The 18,069-nt window shown below is 49.5% G+C and carries 12 protein-coding genes; 7 read left to right on the top strand and 5 right to left on the bottom strand.

The annotated features are described in order from the left end of the window. Nucleotides 1–77 precede the first annotated feature (77 nt). Nucleotides 78–2,816, top strand: coding sequence for a PSD1 and planctomycete cytochrome C domain-containing protein (locus HG66A1_RS07700; protein WP_232106774.1), 2,739 nt, complete (start codon nt 78–80; stop codon nt 2,814–2,816). A gap of 36 nt (nt 2,817–2,852) precedes the next feature. Further along, nucleotides 2,853–4,319: a DUF1501 domain-containing protein gene (locus HG66A1_RS07695; RefSeq protein WP_315851634.1), complete on the top strand. Its 1,467-nt coding sequence runs from the start codon at nt 2,853–2,855 to the stop codon at nt 4,317–4,319. A gap of 67 nt (nt 4,320–4,386) precedes the next feature. On the opposite strand, the gene HG66A1_RS07690 is transcribed toward HG66A1_RS07695, so the two are convergent. Next, entirely contained in the window at nt 4,387–5,748 is a 1,362-nt protein-coding gene (locus HG66A1_RS07690) for a sigma-54-dependent transcriptional regulator (RefSeq protein ID WP_145181699.1), read from the bottom strand. Continuing rightward, nucleotides 5,745–7,103, bottom strand: coding sequence for a two-component system sensor histidine kinase NtrB (locus HG66A1_RS07685; RefSeq protein ID WP_145038236.1), 1,359 nt, complete (start codon nt 7,101–7,103; stop codon nt 5,745–5,747). The genes HG66A1_RS07690 and HG66A1_RS07685 overlap by 4 nt, the downstream gene beginning before the upstream one ends. A 711-nt stretch (nt 7,104–7,814) precedes the next feature. On the opposite strand from HG66A1_RS07685, the gene HG66A1_RS07680 reads away from it, so the two are divergent. Beyond that, nucleotides 7,815–9,086 carry an OprO/OprP family phosphate-selective porin gene (locus HG66A1_RS07680; protein ID WP_197997029.1) on the top strand — a complete coding sequence of 424 codons (1,272 nt, stop codon included), beginning with the start codon at nt 7,815–7,817 and terminating at the stop codon, nt 9,084–9,086. A gap of 907 nt (nt 9,087–9,993) precedes the next feature. Here HG66A1_RS07680 and HG66A1_RS07675 read toward each other — a convergent pair. After that, nucleotides 9,994–10,932, bottom strand: coding sequence for a carbonic anhydrase (locus HG66A1_RS07675; RefSeq protein ID WP_145181692.1), 939 nt, complete (start codon nt 10,930–10,932; stop codon nt 9,994–9,996). Nucleotides 10,933–11,552: 620 nt separating this feature from the next. Then, a complete protein-coding gene (locus tag HG66A1_RS07670) occupies nt 11,553–11,924 on the bottom strand; it encodes a BlaI/MecI/CopY family transcriptional regulator (RefSeq protein WP_232106772.1) in 372 nt (123 codons plus the stop codon). A gap of 256 nt (nt 11,925–12,180) precedes the next feature. Between HG66A1_RS07670 and HG66A1_RS07665 the strand changes: the two genes are divergently transcribed. The 4 genes from HG66A1_RS07665 to HG66A1_RS07650 all read left to right on the top strand — a co-directional run bounded on the left by HG66A1_RS07665 (nt 12,181) and on the right by HG66A1_RS07650 (nt 16,943). Further along, nucleotides 12,181–12,897 (top strand): YceI family protein, encoded by a 717-nt coding sequence (locus HG66A1_RS07665; protein ID WP_145181689.1) that lies wholly within the window; start codon nt 12,181–12,183, stop codon nt 12,895–12,897. 52 nt (nt 12,898–12,949) lie between these two features. Next, nucleotides 12,950–13,825, top strand: coding sequence for a class I SAM-dependent methyltransferase (locus HG66A1_RS07660; protein WP_145181686.1), 876 nt, complete (start codon nt 12,950–12,952; stop codon nt 13,823–13,825). Nucleotides 13,826–13,852: 27 nt separating this feature from the next. Beyond that, on the top strand, nt 13,853–14,620 hold the full coding sequence (locus HG66A1_RS07655; RefSeq protein ID WP_145181683.1) for an NnrU family protein: 768 nt from the start codon (nt 13,853–13,855) through the stop codon (nt 14,618–14,620). Nucleotides 14,621–14,681: 61 nt separating this feature from the next. Then, complete coding sequence (locus tag HG66A1_RS07650; RefSeq protein WP_145181680.1) at nt 14,682–16,943, top strand: efflux RND transporter permease subunit; 2,262 nt, start codon at nt 14,682–14,684, stop codon at nt 16,941–16,943. Here the strand turns inward: HG66A1_RS07650 and HG66A1_RS07645 are convergent. Then, entirely contained in the window at nt 16,915–18,039 is a 1,125-nt protein-coding gene (locus tag HG66A1_RS07645; protein WP_145181676.1) for a type III polyketide synthase, read from the bottom strand. The genes HG66A1_RS07650 and HG66A1_RS07645 overlap by 29 nt on opposite strands. Nucleotides 18,040–18,069: the final 30 nt, after the last annotated feature.

Raw genomic sequence — 18,069 nt, 5'->3', positions numbered from 1 at the left:
TATAGTCTTACTGCAGCGTTCATAGATTTTTGGAGCATCTCGACATGCCCTCTCTGCCGCTGATCAAAATATCCTGCATGCCTTCTCGACCAACAGCCATCTCAACGGGATTGATGTTGCTGTTTCTGGTCAGCACTCCCATTCTCTCTCATGCAGCAGAACCTGATTCCCCGATCCTCTACGAAAACCGTGTTCGCACCATTCTGAATAATAAATGCGTGCGCTGTCATGGTCCCAGCGAAAAAAAAGCGGGACTGGATCTCAGCACTCCCCGGGGAATTCTTAAAGGCAGCGAATCTGGACGTATCCTGCAAGGAGGCGCTGTTGATGAAAGCCTGTTATTCCAGATGATCGAGGCTGATGAAATGCCTCCGGAAGAAAAAGACCGTCTCAGCGCAACAGAACGCGAGACAATTCGCGCATGGATTCAGACAGGAGCCCATTTCAGGGAGTCCGTCAAAGCCATACCAGCGGTAACACAACATGATATCATCCCTCTGCTCCATCTCCGCTGTGTTGCCTGCCACGGAGGCCGCCGCCAGGAGGCGGGCCTGGACCTGAGGACCAGGCAGTCCATTATGAAGGGAGGCAAATCTGGCCCGGTAGTCGTTTCGGGGAATCCAGAAGCGAGCCTGCTGATTCAACGCATTAAAGCTGCCGAGATGCCTCCCAGGCGGAAACTGGTCTCCGTCAGTGTCAAACCGATGGAGGCGAATGAGCTGGAACGACTCTCCCAGTGGATTCAGCTGGGGCTCCCCGAGGTTAATGATTCTGAGATGACGGAATCAGAGACTCTCGTCAGCGAAGATGATCGCCAATTCTGGTCTTTTCAGCCTCCGATTCGAGTTGAGCCCCCTCATGTCAAACAGCAGCACCGAGTGCAGAATCCCATTGATGCATTCATTATAAAAAAGCTCGAGGACAAGGGGCTTACATTAGCTCCTCCAGCAGACAAACGCACGCTGATCCGTCGTCTGTCGATTGATTTAACTGGGCTGCCACCCACTCCGGAAGAAATCGACCAGTTTTTAAACGATGAAGATCCCCAGTCCTATGAAAACCTGGTTGACCGCCTGCTGGCATCCCCCCGTTATGGTGAGCGCTGGGCCAGACACTGGCTGGATGTCGTCGGATATGCAGATTCGGAAGGTGCGCAAAATGAAGACAAGCTGCGTCCTCACATGTATCGCTATCGTGACTACGTGATCCGCGCATTGAATGAGGATAAACCCTATTCACGATTCCTGCAGGAACAGATTGCCGGCGACGAACTTGTCGATTACCAGTCCGGAAATATCACCCCCGAAGTTTATGACTGCCTGGTAGCCACCGGTTTTTTGCGAACAGCTCCCGACAGAACCTTCGCCAACATCACCAATTTCGTACCGGATCGACTTGAAGTCATCTCAGATGAAATTCAGATCCTGGGTTCAGCCGTCATGGGGTTGACCATCAAATGCGCCCGCTGCCACTCGCATAAGTTTGACCCGATTCCGCAAAGCGACTATTACCGCCTGACAGCTATTTTCAAGGCGGCCTATGACGAACATGACTGGTTAAAATCACAGGGCCCTCGTACCCTGTCTCATGTCAGCCAGGAAGAACATCAGAAATATCAGGAACACGAACGCAAGCTGTCTCGACAACAGGGGCTACTACAAAAAAAACTTACCCAGTTGGATCCGACTAAACCAGACTATCAACAGAAAAGTACAGAAGTTAAAAAACAGATCGCCGACCTGAAGGACCAACACTGGCCAGCCCCTCGGATTCGCGCCCTCTGGTCCCGAGAGTCCCCATCGCCCACCTATATCTATAAACGAGGAAACTATCTCACGCCGGGTCGACCGGTCGAACCAGGTGTCCCTGCTGTCTTAACCAGTGCGGATGAATCAATTAAATTTGATCAAGTATCTCCTGATGGAAAGCCCATCGGTCGTCGACTGCTCTTCGCCCGCTGGCTGACTCAACCCGATCACCCCCTGACAGCACGGGTGATTGTCAATCGAATCTGGCTACATCATTTTGGACGGGGTATTGTCAATACACCTGGAAACTTTGGCCGTGCAGGAGAGCGCCCGTCTCACCCGGAACTCCTTGACTGGCTGGCAACCGAATTCGTTCGCCAGAACTGGAGTATGAAGGCCATTCACAAGCTGATGGTCACCTCCAGTACTTATCGGCAGTCTTCTGACATTTCCGACGAAGCAGCCCGACTCGACCCTACGGGAAGCCTTCTGTCCCGAATGCCACTCAAACGAATGGAAGCGGAGGTTCTCCGTGATTCCCTTCTGGCAATCTGCGGCCAGTTGGACGAAACCCCGTTCGGACCAGCTGATCCGGTTGAGGCACGCGCCGATGGTCTGGTGACATCCCGGCGGGGTAAAGCTGGATGGCGCAGAAGTATCTACGTTTTACAGCGTCGCACCAAAATCCCCACCTTACTGGAAAACTTTGATTTCCCTCAAATGGGACCTAACTGTATTCAGCGTGGGGAATCGCTGGTGGCTCCTCAGGCATTGCATCTCATGAATAACGAGATGATCCACCAGCTTGCGGTCTACTTAGCTGGAAATATTCAAAACACTGTTGGTGACGACAGGGAGCAACAGATCCAGCAAATCTACCTGAGAGCACTGGGCCGAGAACCAGATCCTGAGGAAACCAGGATCGGCCTGGAAACGCTTCAGTTGCTGGAAGAAAAGTGGAATACACAACTGAATAATAAGCAGAGCTCCTCAAACAGCGTTCAAAAAGCATTGAGCAGTTACTGTCACGCGATATTCAATCTGGCTGAATTCCAATACATCGATTGAATCAGAAAGCCTCAAACTGAATATTTCAGAGAACGAATGTCAGACATGAAACAGGAACACCTGAGCGAAAATCATGTAAACAGACGCAGTTTTTTTGAGCAAGTCGCAACGGGACTCCAGGGCGCTGCGTTAACCTGGCTCCTGCAGCAGGACCTGTATGCTGAGTCTACAGCTTCAGAAACAAAAAAACATCCAATATTATCCGGCCCTCACCACAGACCTCGGGCCAAATCTGTCATTCATCTGTTTATGAATGGCGGTCCCAGCCAGATGGACCTGTTTGACCCCAAACCGATGCTCGACAAACTGCACGGCAAAGAACACTTCAAACAGATCGCAGGCGAGGTCGAATTTCCGGAACGTGCGGGAGCATTAATGAAAAGTCCGTTCCAATTCGCCCAGCACGGTGAATCGGGAATGTGGGTCTCTGATGTTATGCCTCACCTGGCGAAACAGGTCGATGAAATCACGATGATTCGTTCGATGTATACGACCAATCTGACTCATGAGCCGGCACTTTACAAAATTCAGTCAGGCAGCGAATTCACTGGTCACCCTGCCCTGGGTGCCTGGGTCTCCTATGGACTGGGAAGTGAGAACCATAACCTGCCCGCTTATGTTGTACTGGATGATCCACTGGGACTGCCCGTCAACGGTATCGAAAACTGGCAGGCAGGCTTCCTGCCTGCACAACACCAGGGAACCCGTTTTCGTGCAACCGGTTCACCTGTCTTGAATCTGAAACCGGAATTTGAGCGCCCACCGGCAGTTTCAGAATTGGAACGCAATCTGATTTCGCGCCTGGACCAGATTCACCAGCGCCGACACCAGCACCAGCATCAACTCGAAGCACGACTTTCAACCTATGCCCTGGCTGCCCGCATGCAGATTGCCGCCTCCGATGCACTTGATCTTTCCCAGGAAACGGCTGAGACACAGAGAATGTACGGGATTGATCAACCGGTTACGGAATCTTACGGGCGTCGCTGCCTGATTGCACGGCGGCTTACCGAACGTGGCGTTCGTTTTATTCAGCTGTTTATTAATAGCCAGATCTGGGACTCACATAATGCGATCGCCTCCAGCTTGAAATCAGCCTGCCGGAGAACAGATAAACCAGTTGCAGCACTTCTGCAGGATCTCAAGCAGCGCGGACTCCTGGATGAGACTCTGGTGATGTGGGGGGGAGAAATGGGTCGGCTCCCCATAGCTCAATTGTCCCCCGATAAAGATGCACGCAAATCAGGCCGCGATCATAATAAAAACGCGCTCTGCACCTGGATGGCAGGGGGTGGTGTGAAACGGGGCCTGATTCTAGGTGAAACCGATGATCTGGGATTCGCCGCCGTGGAAAACCGGGTCAGTGTTCCAGACTGGCACGCCACGATGCTGCACCTGCTTGGTCTGAATCATGAAGAGCTTTTCATCGAACGCAATGGACTGAAAGAACGCCTGACTGGTGTCGGTAACGAACCCCGAGTTATCACAGAGATTCTGGCCTGAAACCTGACAGAGGCTGGCTCCCGCCAACGGGGATTCAGCTCAATCAAGATCGTTGATAAACGCGTTTTTAATGCAGACCGTAACGACTCATTTTGTAGTGCAGCGTACGCACACTGACCCCCAGCAGCTTGGCCGTCTTTTCACGATGATAATCGCAGGCTGCGAGTGCCGTCGTGATCGCTTCTTTTTCAGCGTCCTCAGTTACCTCTGCCAGTGTCTTCACATGCGCGGAGTCAGAGGCAGTAGTAGGACTCAACTCCACAGGCAGATCAGGAGCTTCAATCAAATCTGCCGGTAGTGTAACTACCAGCCGTTCGATAACGTTTCGTAACTGGCGCACATTACCGGGCCAGCGGGCAGTCACGAATATGCGCATGGCCTCTGGTGAAACAGTCTTCAACGGTCGATTATGCCGCTGGCAGAAATGTGTCAGAAAATGCTCAATCAACAAAGGAATATCATCGCGACGCTCACGCAGTGCGGGGATATGAATGGGAATAACATTCAGGCGATAAAACAGATCCTCACGGAAGGTTCCATCTTCGATCAAAGGCTCGACAGCTTTGTTCGTGGCTGAAATAATGCGGGCATCACTGGTGAGAACCTCTTCACCACCTACTCTCATATATTGTTGAGTTTCCAGCACGCGGAGCAGATCGACCTGACTTTTGGCAGGCATTTCTGTCACTTCATCCAGGAACAGGGAACCGCCCTGTGCCTGTTCAAAACATCCGGGCTTCTGTCGCGTCGCTCCACTGAAAGATCCTTTTTCATGACCGAAGAGTTCACTCTCTAGTAGCGTTTCCGGCATTGCTCCCAGATTGACAGCCACGAATGGGCCACTACTCCGATTGCTCAAATCATGGACGGCCCTGGCAATCAACTCTTTTCCAGTACCACTTTCTCCCTGAATTAGAATTGTAGCATCAGTGGCGGCCACTTGGCGAATCTGCTGGAACACATCATGCATGGCTGCACAGTTACCAATGATGTTGGAAACTTCTCCAGCGTTAACCAGACGATTACGCAATTCGCGGTTTTCAATCTGCAGTCGGTAATGTTCGCGGGCCTTACGGACCTGATGTCGAATCAAATCGAGATCCAGCGGTTTGGTGATAAAATCAAATGCCCCCAGCCGCATCGATTTGACTGCCGTCTCCACGGTACCATGGGCGGTGATCACGATGGTTGTTGTCTGGGGACTGCTGCGGAGGATCTGTTCAATCAGTTCCAGCCCATCCATTTCACCCGGTAAACGCACATCGGCGATGACCAGTTGATAAGTCCCCTCTCGAAATTTAGCGAGGCCTTCCTCAGCATCCTGGGCTGTCTCCAGAACATCTGCCTCTTTCGCCAGCCCCTTTGCAAGCCCGGAGCGAATGTTGGGCTCATCATCAATGATTAAAATTCCGAAACCGTCTGTATTCATGCTGTCCCACTTGCTGGCAATAAAACTGAGAACGAGGTACCACTCGGCCCCGTGTTGAAATCGATTGTTCCATCGTGTTGTCGTACAATCTTCTCACATAGTGCAAGTCCCATGCCGGTCCCTTCGTGCCGCGTCGTGAAATAAGGATCAAATATTCGCTCACGTAGTTCGGCAGGGATTCCTTTCCCGGTATCGGTAATGCTGATTCGCAACCAGTCCCCCTCCTGATTCAGACCGATGGTCAGTACCCCGCCTCCCGGCATCGCCTGTATAGCATTGAGTGCCAGATTCAAAAGTACCTGATCGATGTGAACGGAATCAGCCATGATCTCTGGAGGCTTTTCCTGCGGCAGCTTCACCTCTACTTTCACTTTCTGCTGCTCAGCCTGTGGTCTGATGAAGCGGACCAGTTTATTGATTAATGCGGTCAAATCAACACGGGATCGTCCTGGTTCTGACATCGAAGCATAATCACGAAACCCTTCGAGTACTGAAGTCAGTCGCTTGACTTCGGTTTGAATGACTTCCAGCATTTCATCGATTTCGTCAGATCGATTCTGACTCTCTAATGCCTCTTCAAGAAGTTGAACATGGAGTGATAGCGCACTCAGTGGATTTTTGATTTCATGCTGCAGCCCGGTTGCAAGAGAGCCCAGACCTGCATAGCGCTCCATGCGACGTAAGCGTTGTTCCATTAAAGCGCGTTCCGTCACGTCACGAACATGGAGCACGGTCCCTAGTTCTTCCTGGCGTTCATTCCGCAACAAACTACAGCCCGCCCTGAGAGTCTGTTCATGACCATCACGATTAATCGTGTAATCACAGTCACGAACTGGCGAATGATGGGCATTCACGTGACTGCAGATCACGCATAACAGCGTATGTTCGACCCCCACATCCGAGAGTGGGCGACCAATGACAGGTTCTTCCAGGCTCAATAATTCGCGTCCGCGGGGATTAATACTTGTGATGATCTCATCTCGGTCCGTCGTCAGTACTCCCTGATCCATACTAGCCAGAACATCACTGGCCATCACTTTGACTTCACGGAGAGATCGCTCACTGTTGAGATAAGCTCGCACCAACAGAACTAGAGCAATGGCGGTCACAATAATGTTGAGAAACAACAGAATCGATAATTGCGACTGAAATCGCAGTTCCCCCGCCAGTTCCCGGGCAACAGCCAGATCGCTGTCGGGCAGATGACGAATGATTTTAGCAACGATTTCCTGCTCGTGATGGAAATCGACCAGAATCCAGAGCGTCACCACCAGACCGGTAAGGCTCAGTAAAGCGAGCCCCCCGATTGCCAGTTGAAAACCGCGGCTGACCCGCGTTTCGTAAACATGAAACATCCGTTGAACTCCGGCCCCCGGCTAAATATCCAGACTAAAGCATCCGGAATGGACTGAAACAAGACAGGTCATACTCATAGGTGCACCGAGGAGGGAAGGCAGAAGCATTTGCTGCTCGATGGATTTAACGCAATCATTTTGCTCACAAGGCATTATATTCAGTTTATGATATTTCTCAATTAAATTCATCCCTCGTCTTAACCCACCCTTTCATGTGCAGCTTATTGCAGACACCCTGCAGGACATTGCAGCATATCTTTAATCAAAAACTGCAGAATCGAAATTTTGCAGGAAAAATTCAGCCTCGCTCAGGGCCAAACCGATAAAAAAGGAAAAGTTTACATATCCTGCCGTCTTTAAAATCAATGGAATGCAAATCGCAATCCAAATCAGATAGTGAACCGTCTTGATTGATGCCAGGCGGTAAATTATCCACAACATCGAATGGCCCCTATTGGAATCTCAGCCATGATCAGGAATCACAATTCAGGGACAAAATCCTCTTCTGCAATGCAAAAAATCGCGGACAAACAACCTACACAAATCTCCCGTTGCCTCTCAAAATGGATCGTCGCGATAGCTGGCCTGCTTGTTTTTTTTGTCTCCTCCACTCAAGCTGAGTTGCCTGAGATACAGGGGACAAATGAAAACCTCACATCTCAGCTTCAAGATCTTCAGCGACAGATCGATGAGTTAAAGTCGCAGCAGATCATGACAGTTCAGAATCTCGCGCCGCCCGCAACGGATCCCATGATGGAAACTCCGGATGAATACGATTCTGATCTGCCTCCCTACCTGTTCGGAGACTCAAATGCTCCGCAGGATTTCCCAACAGTCAGACTCACTGGCTTCTTCCAGGCAGATGCTGTCTGGTTCAGCCAGGACAGTAAAAACATACAGGCTGTGGGAGATGTTCAAAACGGAGCTGATTTTCGTCGTGCCCGTCTGGCTGCGACTGGGGATGCCTGGGAAAATATAGGCTACATGCTTGAAATGGACTTCGCCTTTCCCGGTCGCCCTTCATTCATGGATGTCTGGCTGGAAGTGCGAGACGTCCTGGGGGGAAATACAGTACGCGTCGGTCAATACCGTCAACCGATAGGTATGGATGCATTAACCAGTGTAAAAGAGCTGACATTCCTGGAACGCGCACTCCCTTTCGCCTTTCTACCATTCCGACAGATTGGTGCCATGTACTTCGGAAATACAGAAGACGAACGGTCAACCTACGCCATTTCAGGATTCCGATATCCCACGGGCCCTTATGGTGGGAATATCGGTGACAGCGGCGGTTATGGACTCGCCACTCGGCTGACCCATCTCCTCGTTGACAATGGGGATGGAAACGGGCTGGTCCATATCGGGGCAGACTACAGTTATGCCAACCCAGCCAATAATCTGATTCAATACCGTAACCAGCCCGAAGTCTTCGTGACAGAGGCTGGCGGATCCAATGTTCCGGTTGGAGTTCCGAGCGCCGTGCCTCCCTTTGTCGACACAGGTTTGATTTCTGCCCAGGACTATCACCTGTTCGATGCTGAACTCGCATATGCAATCGGGTCATTTTATGCACAATCAGAAGTCTTGTATTCCATCGTGCAACAGAGAAATGGCGAGGTCGACACCTTTTCTGGAGCGTACGCTCATTTCGGCTATTTCCTGACGGGAGAATCTCGGGCTTATAACCGCAAGGGGGGTGTTTTTGGACGTGTCAAACCACTCAATCCGTTCAATCGCGATGGAGGCTGTGGCGCGTGGGAAATTGCAGGACGCTGGTCGTATATTGACTTGAATGACAAATCAATCCAGGGTGGTCGAATGACCGATTTAACATTGGGCCTGAACTGGTATCTGAACCAGTTCACAAAATTTCAATTCAACTATATTCATTCATTCCTTCACAGCAGTCCAGCCGTTTACGGACCTGTCGTGGATAATTCGAATGCAGATATCTTTGCCCTTCGTGCACAGGTTGATTTCTGAATATTCCTGCTTCTCCAGAGTATCACAACCACAGCCTGAATCACTGAGAGCTGCTTCACTCACACAGAGTATTTCTTCTCGAGCTGGTTTATCTTGAACCAGCTCTTTTTCTGATTCATATCGCTTGAATAAAATGTTACCTCTGATGTCTTAGGCTCATTAGCGATTCATTTCTTCGAACGCATTGATTTAGCTTGCTCACAAGCTACTCCTCTGGACTAACACTGCATCCCGATTACCATCCACTAGTAAATGTAAACGTATTTCTAGTCGTCGTATTGAATTCTCGATACTGCGGAAGTCCCGTCCTCTCGGTCTGATTTAAAAAGAGTGGACAACGTCTGGGTATTATTATCTGGTCTCAGGGCAGAGTTTAAAAACATCTGCAGAAATAGAAAAAGCAGCCCTGTAAGTAATCTACAGGGCTGCTTTTCTTGAGATAACAGGAACGTGTCCGCCGCGAAGTTCAGACTCCCGGATTAAGCACGTAGTCGCCAGCCACCCATCATGCTAGCTACCCGCCAAAGTAAGCACATGAAGGTGACCGGCAAACTACGAAATATCCAGTCGAGGAACAAGACTGAACCCCCCACTTGCGTGGGCATTGGTAATGCGCAACTGATTAACTCAGGAACCAGCACGACGGAACACGACTCCTCTTATCTTGCGAAACAAAACAGTTTTTCGACGACCATAATCTTCCAACTGTTTTACTCCGCAAGTAGAAACATAATTGAACCAGAATCATTCTCTGATTCTTCTTATTTACTCAATGGTCTTTACAACAACATGGTTTTAAATGAATGAGTGGCTGAGGCATAAAATGAACGAAATGGAGAGTCGTCCGGCTTACAGTCCACTCATTCATTGGTGAAGTTTTTCAGCCGTATTCTAACATCACATCGTTTTATGTTTTTGCAGTTCGCTCCCTCATCGAAAGGGTATCCCAGGTAGATTTTTCCTGCGGCCCGAGTGATTTTGTTGAGAACCTGGCAGCATCGAAGTTATCCATTTTTGAGAGATACTGAGCCATACTGCTGGCGACATCGTCGAGGTCAATCACACCGGGAGCATTTCCCAAACCGAACAGCAGGGAGCCATCGCGACGTTCCAGGTCCACATGCAGAATTCGACAGGATGCCAGATCGTAGATGCCATACCAGACCGGGACAACACGTTGCAGCCTGTTGACAAATTCCTGAATTTTCCAGGCCATCGCCGCCGCATTCACAAATACGACGGTTTTGATCAGCTTATTTCGGTCAAGCGTGAAACGGGGCACACTTCCAGAAAGAAACCGCGTCTTCTTCCCCAGTGCTGATGCAGCAATTTCGATGGACGGCATGATGGAATTGACAAGGGATCGGATTGAGCTGTCTGCTGCTGTGATTTCCGGTCGTGGAGAAAGAAACTGATCTACGGCTACAGTTACAGCATCGCAACCTGTATGCCCCAGCACAACAACTCCCTCAAGTGTCGGTAGATTTTCAACTGCGTGCGCCAGACTCCCCAGACATTCCGCAGAAGCCACATTTCCTGCTAACTGGATTTCATAAACCTCATTGGGACGTTGATTAAAAATATCCAGAACAGGGACACGAGCATCAGAGCAGGCTAAAACAGCGGCACGAGGAGTTTGTGGTGGAATTTCTCCCAGAGCCCCTAACTGCTCGATATAACTCTGTTTGTATTCTTCAGGGCTTGTAATGGCAGAAGTGTCGCCCCTGCCTAAAGCTTCCTCCAGTAACTGTTGCTCGCAGCGCAGTGTTTCCACAAATTCCATATTTCCATGGTTCAGTGATTCTTTCACGCACTGACAGGTATTTGACAATGATGTGGAATCCATTTTATTTGTCTCCTGAAAACGGGTAGCTGCTTCGCCTTACACATACCCTGTTTAAAAACGCTCTCAGATGGTCAGGGCACACCATCGAGAGACTACCCGATTCAGATCTATCTATTAGTATTTGATACCGATAATTGAAATTCGAAAGCATGTCAGTCTTCCCGATCTGACATTAACTGCCTCTACTTGCAAGAGGCATACCGGCGCAGCAAAAATTCTTTCACTGAAGATGGAAAGATTCAGTGAGAGCCTGAAATATCAGTAATAAAAACATACAAATTCATTTAGCTGACTGCGATTCTTCCAGCTATAGAGTTCGGAGGTGAGCAGTATGAGACAACGATTCCATGCAACTCTTTGCAGTTCAGACGCAATATCGTGCATATATTTTCAAGAATCGCCATCATGCCTGGTCATGCGATATCCAGGTTGTCTGTTAACCATTCAAAAGTAAATTGGGTTATGAATGAGATAGCGAGAGAAAATCCGTAGACAGTACTCTCGACCTGGATAAGGCACACAGATGAATTACTTTTCTCACTTTGTGCAGCCCCACTCTCATTAAGGCAGCGAGTAAGCTTGATCAACCTGTTGATGAGATATCATCAGCAAGGGGCAGGCTACTGATTTTCCAGTTTCCTGATTGCCTCTTTGAGAGCGCTGATATCGTCTGCTGAAATATTCTCTTCTTCCAGAAGATTTAACATGAGGCTCGGCAGCGAGTTTTTCAGCAACACCTGCTTGATCTGGCCGAGCATCGAGCGTGAGACTTCTTCTCGCGAGACCACGGGTTGATAGATATAAGCACGGCCGTTTTTGACTCTTTTCAAGACTTTCTTTTTTTGTACCAGAAGACTGAGGGTCGTCATCACGGTTGTATAGGCCAGATCCCGTGGTAATGCATCACAAACATCCTGGACGCTGGCCTCTCCGAGATCCCAGATCACATCCATCAGTTCCAGTTCATAAGGCGTCAGCCGATAGTCTTTCACAGATTAACCCATTACAGAAGAAAGTCAGTTTATTTTCTGAACAGAGTTTAACGACTCTAAAGCTCAGTTAAAACCAGTCTTCCGGCTCCCCACCCAAACATCAATCAGAGAATTTCAGCGAGGGTCTTTATGAATTTTCCAAACCGGCCTTTACTACTATATCAATAGTTGTTACTTTTCGCCGCAAATTGGAGGCTTTGGTAAGACATCCGCCTCTCTGCACTACTGACATAAGTACACAGACAAGGATTGACTGATGACAATTCTCGATAAAAAACAGAAGTGGTTGATTTCCATTAGCTTGAGCTGTTGCCTGATCTGGATCATTTCCGCTCGCAGTTCTCAGGGAGAAGTCCTGACAGGGGTAATCCAGCACCTGTCACGAAACTCAGTCTCACAGTCCCCGGTTCCAACAGGTAGTATCGATACATCTTCCAGCCGCGTTTACACATATGTGGGAAAAACCGGTTTTGGACATGAGCATGCCGTGGAAGGTAAAATTAAATCGGGTTCCTTGAACCTCGGAGTCCGCAGCAATGCGGGTGAAATTATTTTCGATATGACAACCTGGCGGGCAGATACTGCTCAAGCAAGGCAATATATCGGCTTAAGCGGTACCACATCTGCATCGACCCAGAAAGATGTGAATGCCAATATGCTAGGGAGTGCAGTGCTTAATGTGCAGAAATATCCGACAGCCACATTCGAAGTCAATTCGGCACTTCCGCTGCAACAGAAATCAAGTTCCGGCAAACCGCTCTACCAGCTAAGCGGTAAGTTCACATTGCACGGAGTGGCACGAAAAATGAACATTGTCGCAGAAGTGACAGAGAAAAAAGACTCCTATCACCTGCGAGGCAACTTCTCCATTTTACAGTCGCACTATGGAATCACTCCCTTCAGTAAGGCTTTTGGGGCAGTCGGCGTTACAGATCAATTAAAAATATATGGTGAAATTGACGTGGCCAGATAACATTAATCCTTAATTTTCTTTCGCGACAACACAGTTAATACGGTAAGACAGAATGATTAGTTGCCCCACAGTAGAGAAGGAAGTGATTCGCAGTCACTACAACTTGTCAACATTGTTCTATCGTCTGCTCTGGGGACGCCATATTCATCACGGACTATGGGATGAAGAACTTGCGAATTCGGAGAATCTTCAGGACAGATATCGCGCACCTGCCAAGGCGCAACAACAGTTGACGGAAACGATGGCTGAACTGATACAGATTCAGGATGGTCAGGACCTGCTTGATGTCGGCTGTGGCATGGGAGGCTCATCCATGTTTCTGTCTCAGGCATTCAAGTGTAACGTCACGGGGATCACACTCAGTCCTGTTCAAAGACGCTGGGCCAGCCTGGAAGCGTTTTTTCGCGGACAGTCCAGTCGCACCCGCTTCCTCTGCCAGGATGCTGAGACAGCAGAATTTCCTGCGGAATCTTTTGATGTCATCTGGAGCATCGAGTGCACAGAACACTTGTTTGATAAACCAGCCTTTTTCCAGAAAGCAGCCTCCTGGCTTAGGCCTGGAGGACGCATGATTATCTGTGCCTGGCTGGCTGGCGATCAACTTGATACCGATGATGCAAAACAAAACGTCTACGATGTCTGTGAAGGTTTCTTCTGCCCTTCACTGGGGACCGCCGCTGATTATCAAACCTGGATTGAGCAGTCTGGTCTGGAATTTCATAATTTCCACAACTGGACCAATCGCGTCAGCCAGACCTGGGAAATCTGTCATCAACGGGTCAAAAAAACAAAAGTTCGCTGGCTGGCGAAACTCATCGATCAAAATACAGTTATGTTTCTGGATCGGTTCGAAACCATTCTCAAGGCATACGAGACCGGTGCAATGCAGTATGGATGCTTCATTGCCAGCAAACCAGAAATGAAATAATCAAATAACGACCTCGAGGAAGCAAGGATGCGACGTTTCGTAGGTATTGTATTCGGGATCGCAACACAGTTGCTGTTCCTGATCACAGTCTGGTACCTGTTCTGGTTTCTGAAAGAAGACTTCAGTCACCACGCAATTGGGTCTCTGGCAATTGATGCACTGCTGGCAATCCAGTTCGCGGTCGGACACAGTCTGTTGCTTTACCCCGGCATACGCACTGCTATCACGCGCAGGCTTCCTTCGCAGTTCTATGGTAGTCTGTTCTGCGTGCAAACCTGTGTGGGAATTCTGTTAACAGCATTCTGTTGGCGCAGCAGCCCCGTAGAAATCTGGAATCTGTCAGGTTGGGGAGGCTGGCTGATGACAGCCGGCTTTTATGGATCGTGGCTTACGCTGCTCTACAGTCTCAACCTGACTGGTCTGGGCTATCAGACCGGTCTCACTCAATGGTGGTACTGGCTGAGAAAACAGCCACTCCCCAGAAGGGATTTTCAACCACGGAGTCTCTACTGCTGCCTGCGGCATCCGGTTTACCTGAGCTTCATGGGCTTACTCTGGTTCACACCTTTAATGACACTGGATCGCGCGGTTCTGACAGGAATCTGGACGGCTTATATATTCATCGGAAGTTATCTGAAAGATGAACGTCTCAGTTTCTATATTGGAAAACCCTATCGGGACTATCAATCCAGAGTTCCCGGCTATCCCTTCATCTTTTTTGGTCCCCTGGGAAAGCGAAAGACGAAAGTTACACCTGTAAAATCACTTGAAAAAACTCCCCTCCAGACAACCTGAGCAATCGATTCTTCTTCGACTCCTCTGCTTCACATTCTCCCATTCTTAAAGCATCAGCGTCATGTTGATTCATCGTAAACGATTCTGGTTACTGGTGATCTACCTGCTGATTCTACTGCCATTCGTCGGCTACGGGGCTTTTCAGGCACTTCAGACCAAAGTCAATTCCCCACTGGACTGGGTCGATGGAACTTTCCCTGCCCGGGCAGACTATGATCGTTTCCGGGAACAGTTCGGCAATGCAGATACCGTAATCGTCAGCTGGAAAGATTGTAAGCTGGACAATCCGGATCTGGATCAGTTTGTTTCCGCGCTGCGCACAAATGCTGTTTTTAAGGATAATTCCGGACAATGGTATTTTGAACGCGTGATCTCCGGCAGAGAGATTTATCTCTCTTTAAGCACTCCTGCCATGCGTTTGAATGACCGGGAAGTCCACCATCGACTCGATGGAACTTTCATTGGAAATGACCATAAAACAACCTGTATTGTTGTAAATTTCACGCCAGCCGGTCTACTCAAACGAAAAGAGCTGGTGAGCGAAATCCAATCTGCCCTGAAAACTCATTGTCAGGTTTCAGCAGAAGAATGTTATCTGGCAGGTCCCATCATAGATGGATTGGAAATTGACCTGGCCAGCAAAGATTCCATGGACAGGTTCGTCCTCCCCTCAACCTTGATGGTTCTGTTAATCTGCTGGATCTGCCTGCGTTCGATCCGCGCGGCACTGCTCGTCTTTGGTCTTTCGCTTCTGGCCCAGGGTATTACACTGGCATTGATTCATTACAGTGGAGAAAGTATCACGGCCCTGTTGATCGTGCTACCACCGTTAATTCAGGTACTCGCAGTCGCGGGTGGAATTCATCTGGTCAACTATTACTTTGATGCAGTCAAAGACCCGCAGATTACCAATCCTGCTGCGTATGCTTTTCAGGTTGGCTGGCTGCCCTGTCTGCTCTCTGCAGGGACGACTGCAATTGGACTGGCTTCTCTGCTCGTCAGCGGACTGACACCGATTCGACTGTTCGGCGGTTACGCCGCCTGTGGTGTGCTGATTACTACAGGACTGCTGTTAAGCCTGATTCCGGGAGTCTTCACTGTCTGGCCTCTCAAACGGCCTGCGAAATCGACAAATGAAACTGAAGTCATCCAGGAAGATCGACACGACATCTGGTACTTTCTGACAACAATTTTAAAAAGAAACCATACCGTGATTGTCTGTCTGGCTCTGCTCGCGATGCTGGCAGCCAGTCTGGGAATTTCCCGAATCTCTGCTTCCGTGCGTATCGAAACACTATTTTCTGAGAACAGCAAAATACTGAATGACTATGGCTGGCTGGAAGATCATGTTGGCTCACTCGTCCCGATCGAAGTGGTTTTGACCTGCTCTCCTGACGTGGACCTGACGTTTCGTGAACAGTTACTGATGGTCTGGGATATCGAACGCAGCCTGCGTAAGACCAGCATGGTCAATCGCACGATTTCGACCATGTCATTTGCCCCCCGATTTCATCGCCCAGAGAATCTTTCGGACGAATTATTTCAATACCAGCTCAATGAAGCACTGACACGTTTCAAACCTCAGTTTATGAACGCAGGATATCTGAAAGAAATCGACGGCAAGCATCTGTTCCGAATTACCGCGTATGTCAGCGCACTCAACGATGTGGACTATAATGCGTGCCTGGAGCAGATCGGGACACACGTAGAATCAGCTCTGATGAATAAGTTTGAAACGATTCCTGCAGGCGTAACAACACAACAGACCGGTATCATGCCTCTGGTTCACGAAATTCAACGGCAGTTAATGCAGGATCTGTTTAAAAGCTTTCTGTTTGCATTTTTGATCATTGCGGTTGTCATGACGATCGTACAAGGCGGACTTGCTGCGGGCTTAGTATCCATGGTCTCCAACGTGTTTCCACCGTTGATGATCTTCGGACTACTGGGCTGGTTGTCCGTCGCTGTCGATATCGGATCTGTAATGACAGCCAGTGTGGCACTCGGTATCGCCGTCGATGATACCCTGCACTATCTGACCTTCTTCCGCCGCCATTTGGATGAGGGACATTCGTCCCGGGAATCAGTGCTCTATGCTTATCGACATTGCGGAAAGGCGATGATTCAGACATCACTGATCTGCGGCCTCGGACTGCTTGTGTTCGCACTGAGTAGTTTTGTACCTACATCCCGATTTGCCTGGATGATGGCGGGACTGTTAATGATGGCCCTGCTGGGCGATCTGATCGTCCTGCCGGCTCTACTTTTAAGCCCTCTGGGACGATGCTTTGAGCTTAAGCCTGAGACAGATCACAATCATTAATCAAAGCGGCTTCAATGGTCAGCCCAGGACCAAAGCCCAGCATGACACAGGGTAAGCGTGCCTGTTCTGCCTGGAGTTTTTTGAGAATAAACAGCACGGTAGGAGAAGACATGTTTCCATAACGTGCCAGAACTTCTCGGGAAGGACTTAGCAGAGATTCCTCAAAACCAACTGTTTCCGCGACCGCACTCAGAATGCGAGGGCCCCCGGGATGGATCGCCCAACTCCCCACATCTTCAATGCTCATTCCCTGCTGCAGTAACCATTGCTTGAGCCAGGGTCGCAAATTTTGATGGATCAGATCCGGGATGCGAGGGGAGAGTGTCATCTCAAAACCATTGTCGCCAATGCGCCAGCTCATCATCTCTTCGGAGTCCGGTACGATCGTTGATCCGGATGCGATCAGCTGCCAATGATCAACAACCTCTCCAGAAGCCTGTTTTCCCACAACGGCCGCAGCACCATCCGCAAACAACGCATTCGCTACAATTTTATCCGGACACCAGCCGTACTGCTGATGCAGGCTGCACAATTCAACCGCACAGACCAGAACTCTTGCCTGGGGGTCATTGTCAGTAAAAGCCTTGGCAATCCGCAACCCGTTTAAGGCACCATGACAGCCCATAAATCCGACGTGTGTACGGGCCACATCTGCTGGCAAGCCCAATTCTCTAACCAGCGCAATATCAAAACCGGGAGCGCTGAATCCACTGCACGAAACTGTGATCAGCTGGGTAATCTCACCAGGGGCTACCTGACTATCCTGCAACGCTGCTTCCACTGCTGAAACGGCCAAGGAAGCTGCATTCGATTCATATGCCTGCATCCGCTGTGATGTCGTTGGCCCCTGATCAGACTCTGATTCTGCGGGAGGATAGAAACTCTGTCGTGCCATCTCACCATTGGTGCTGCTCTCCAGCACGACACTGTGTCGTGTTTTAACACCGGCTCTTCGATACAGAACTGGCAGTAACCGTCGCTGCTGTTCTGTTGATTCCGCCGAACAGCTGAGTGCCTCCGCATGTGTGGCGGCTTCAATCTGCTCGATTGAATGCACTGGATTGACTGTTCCGATTCCAAGAATTTCAAAACTCATCTGTAATACTCGATCTCGCTACAATTGCGA

It is taken from the genome of Gimesia chilikensis, from assembly GCF_007744075.1.
Classification (GTDB): Bacteria; Planctomycetota; Planctomycetia; order Planctomycetales; family Planctomycetaceae; genus Gimesia; species Gimesia chilikensis_A.
This window is presented reverse-complemented; position numbering and strand designations above follow the sequence as displayed.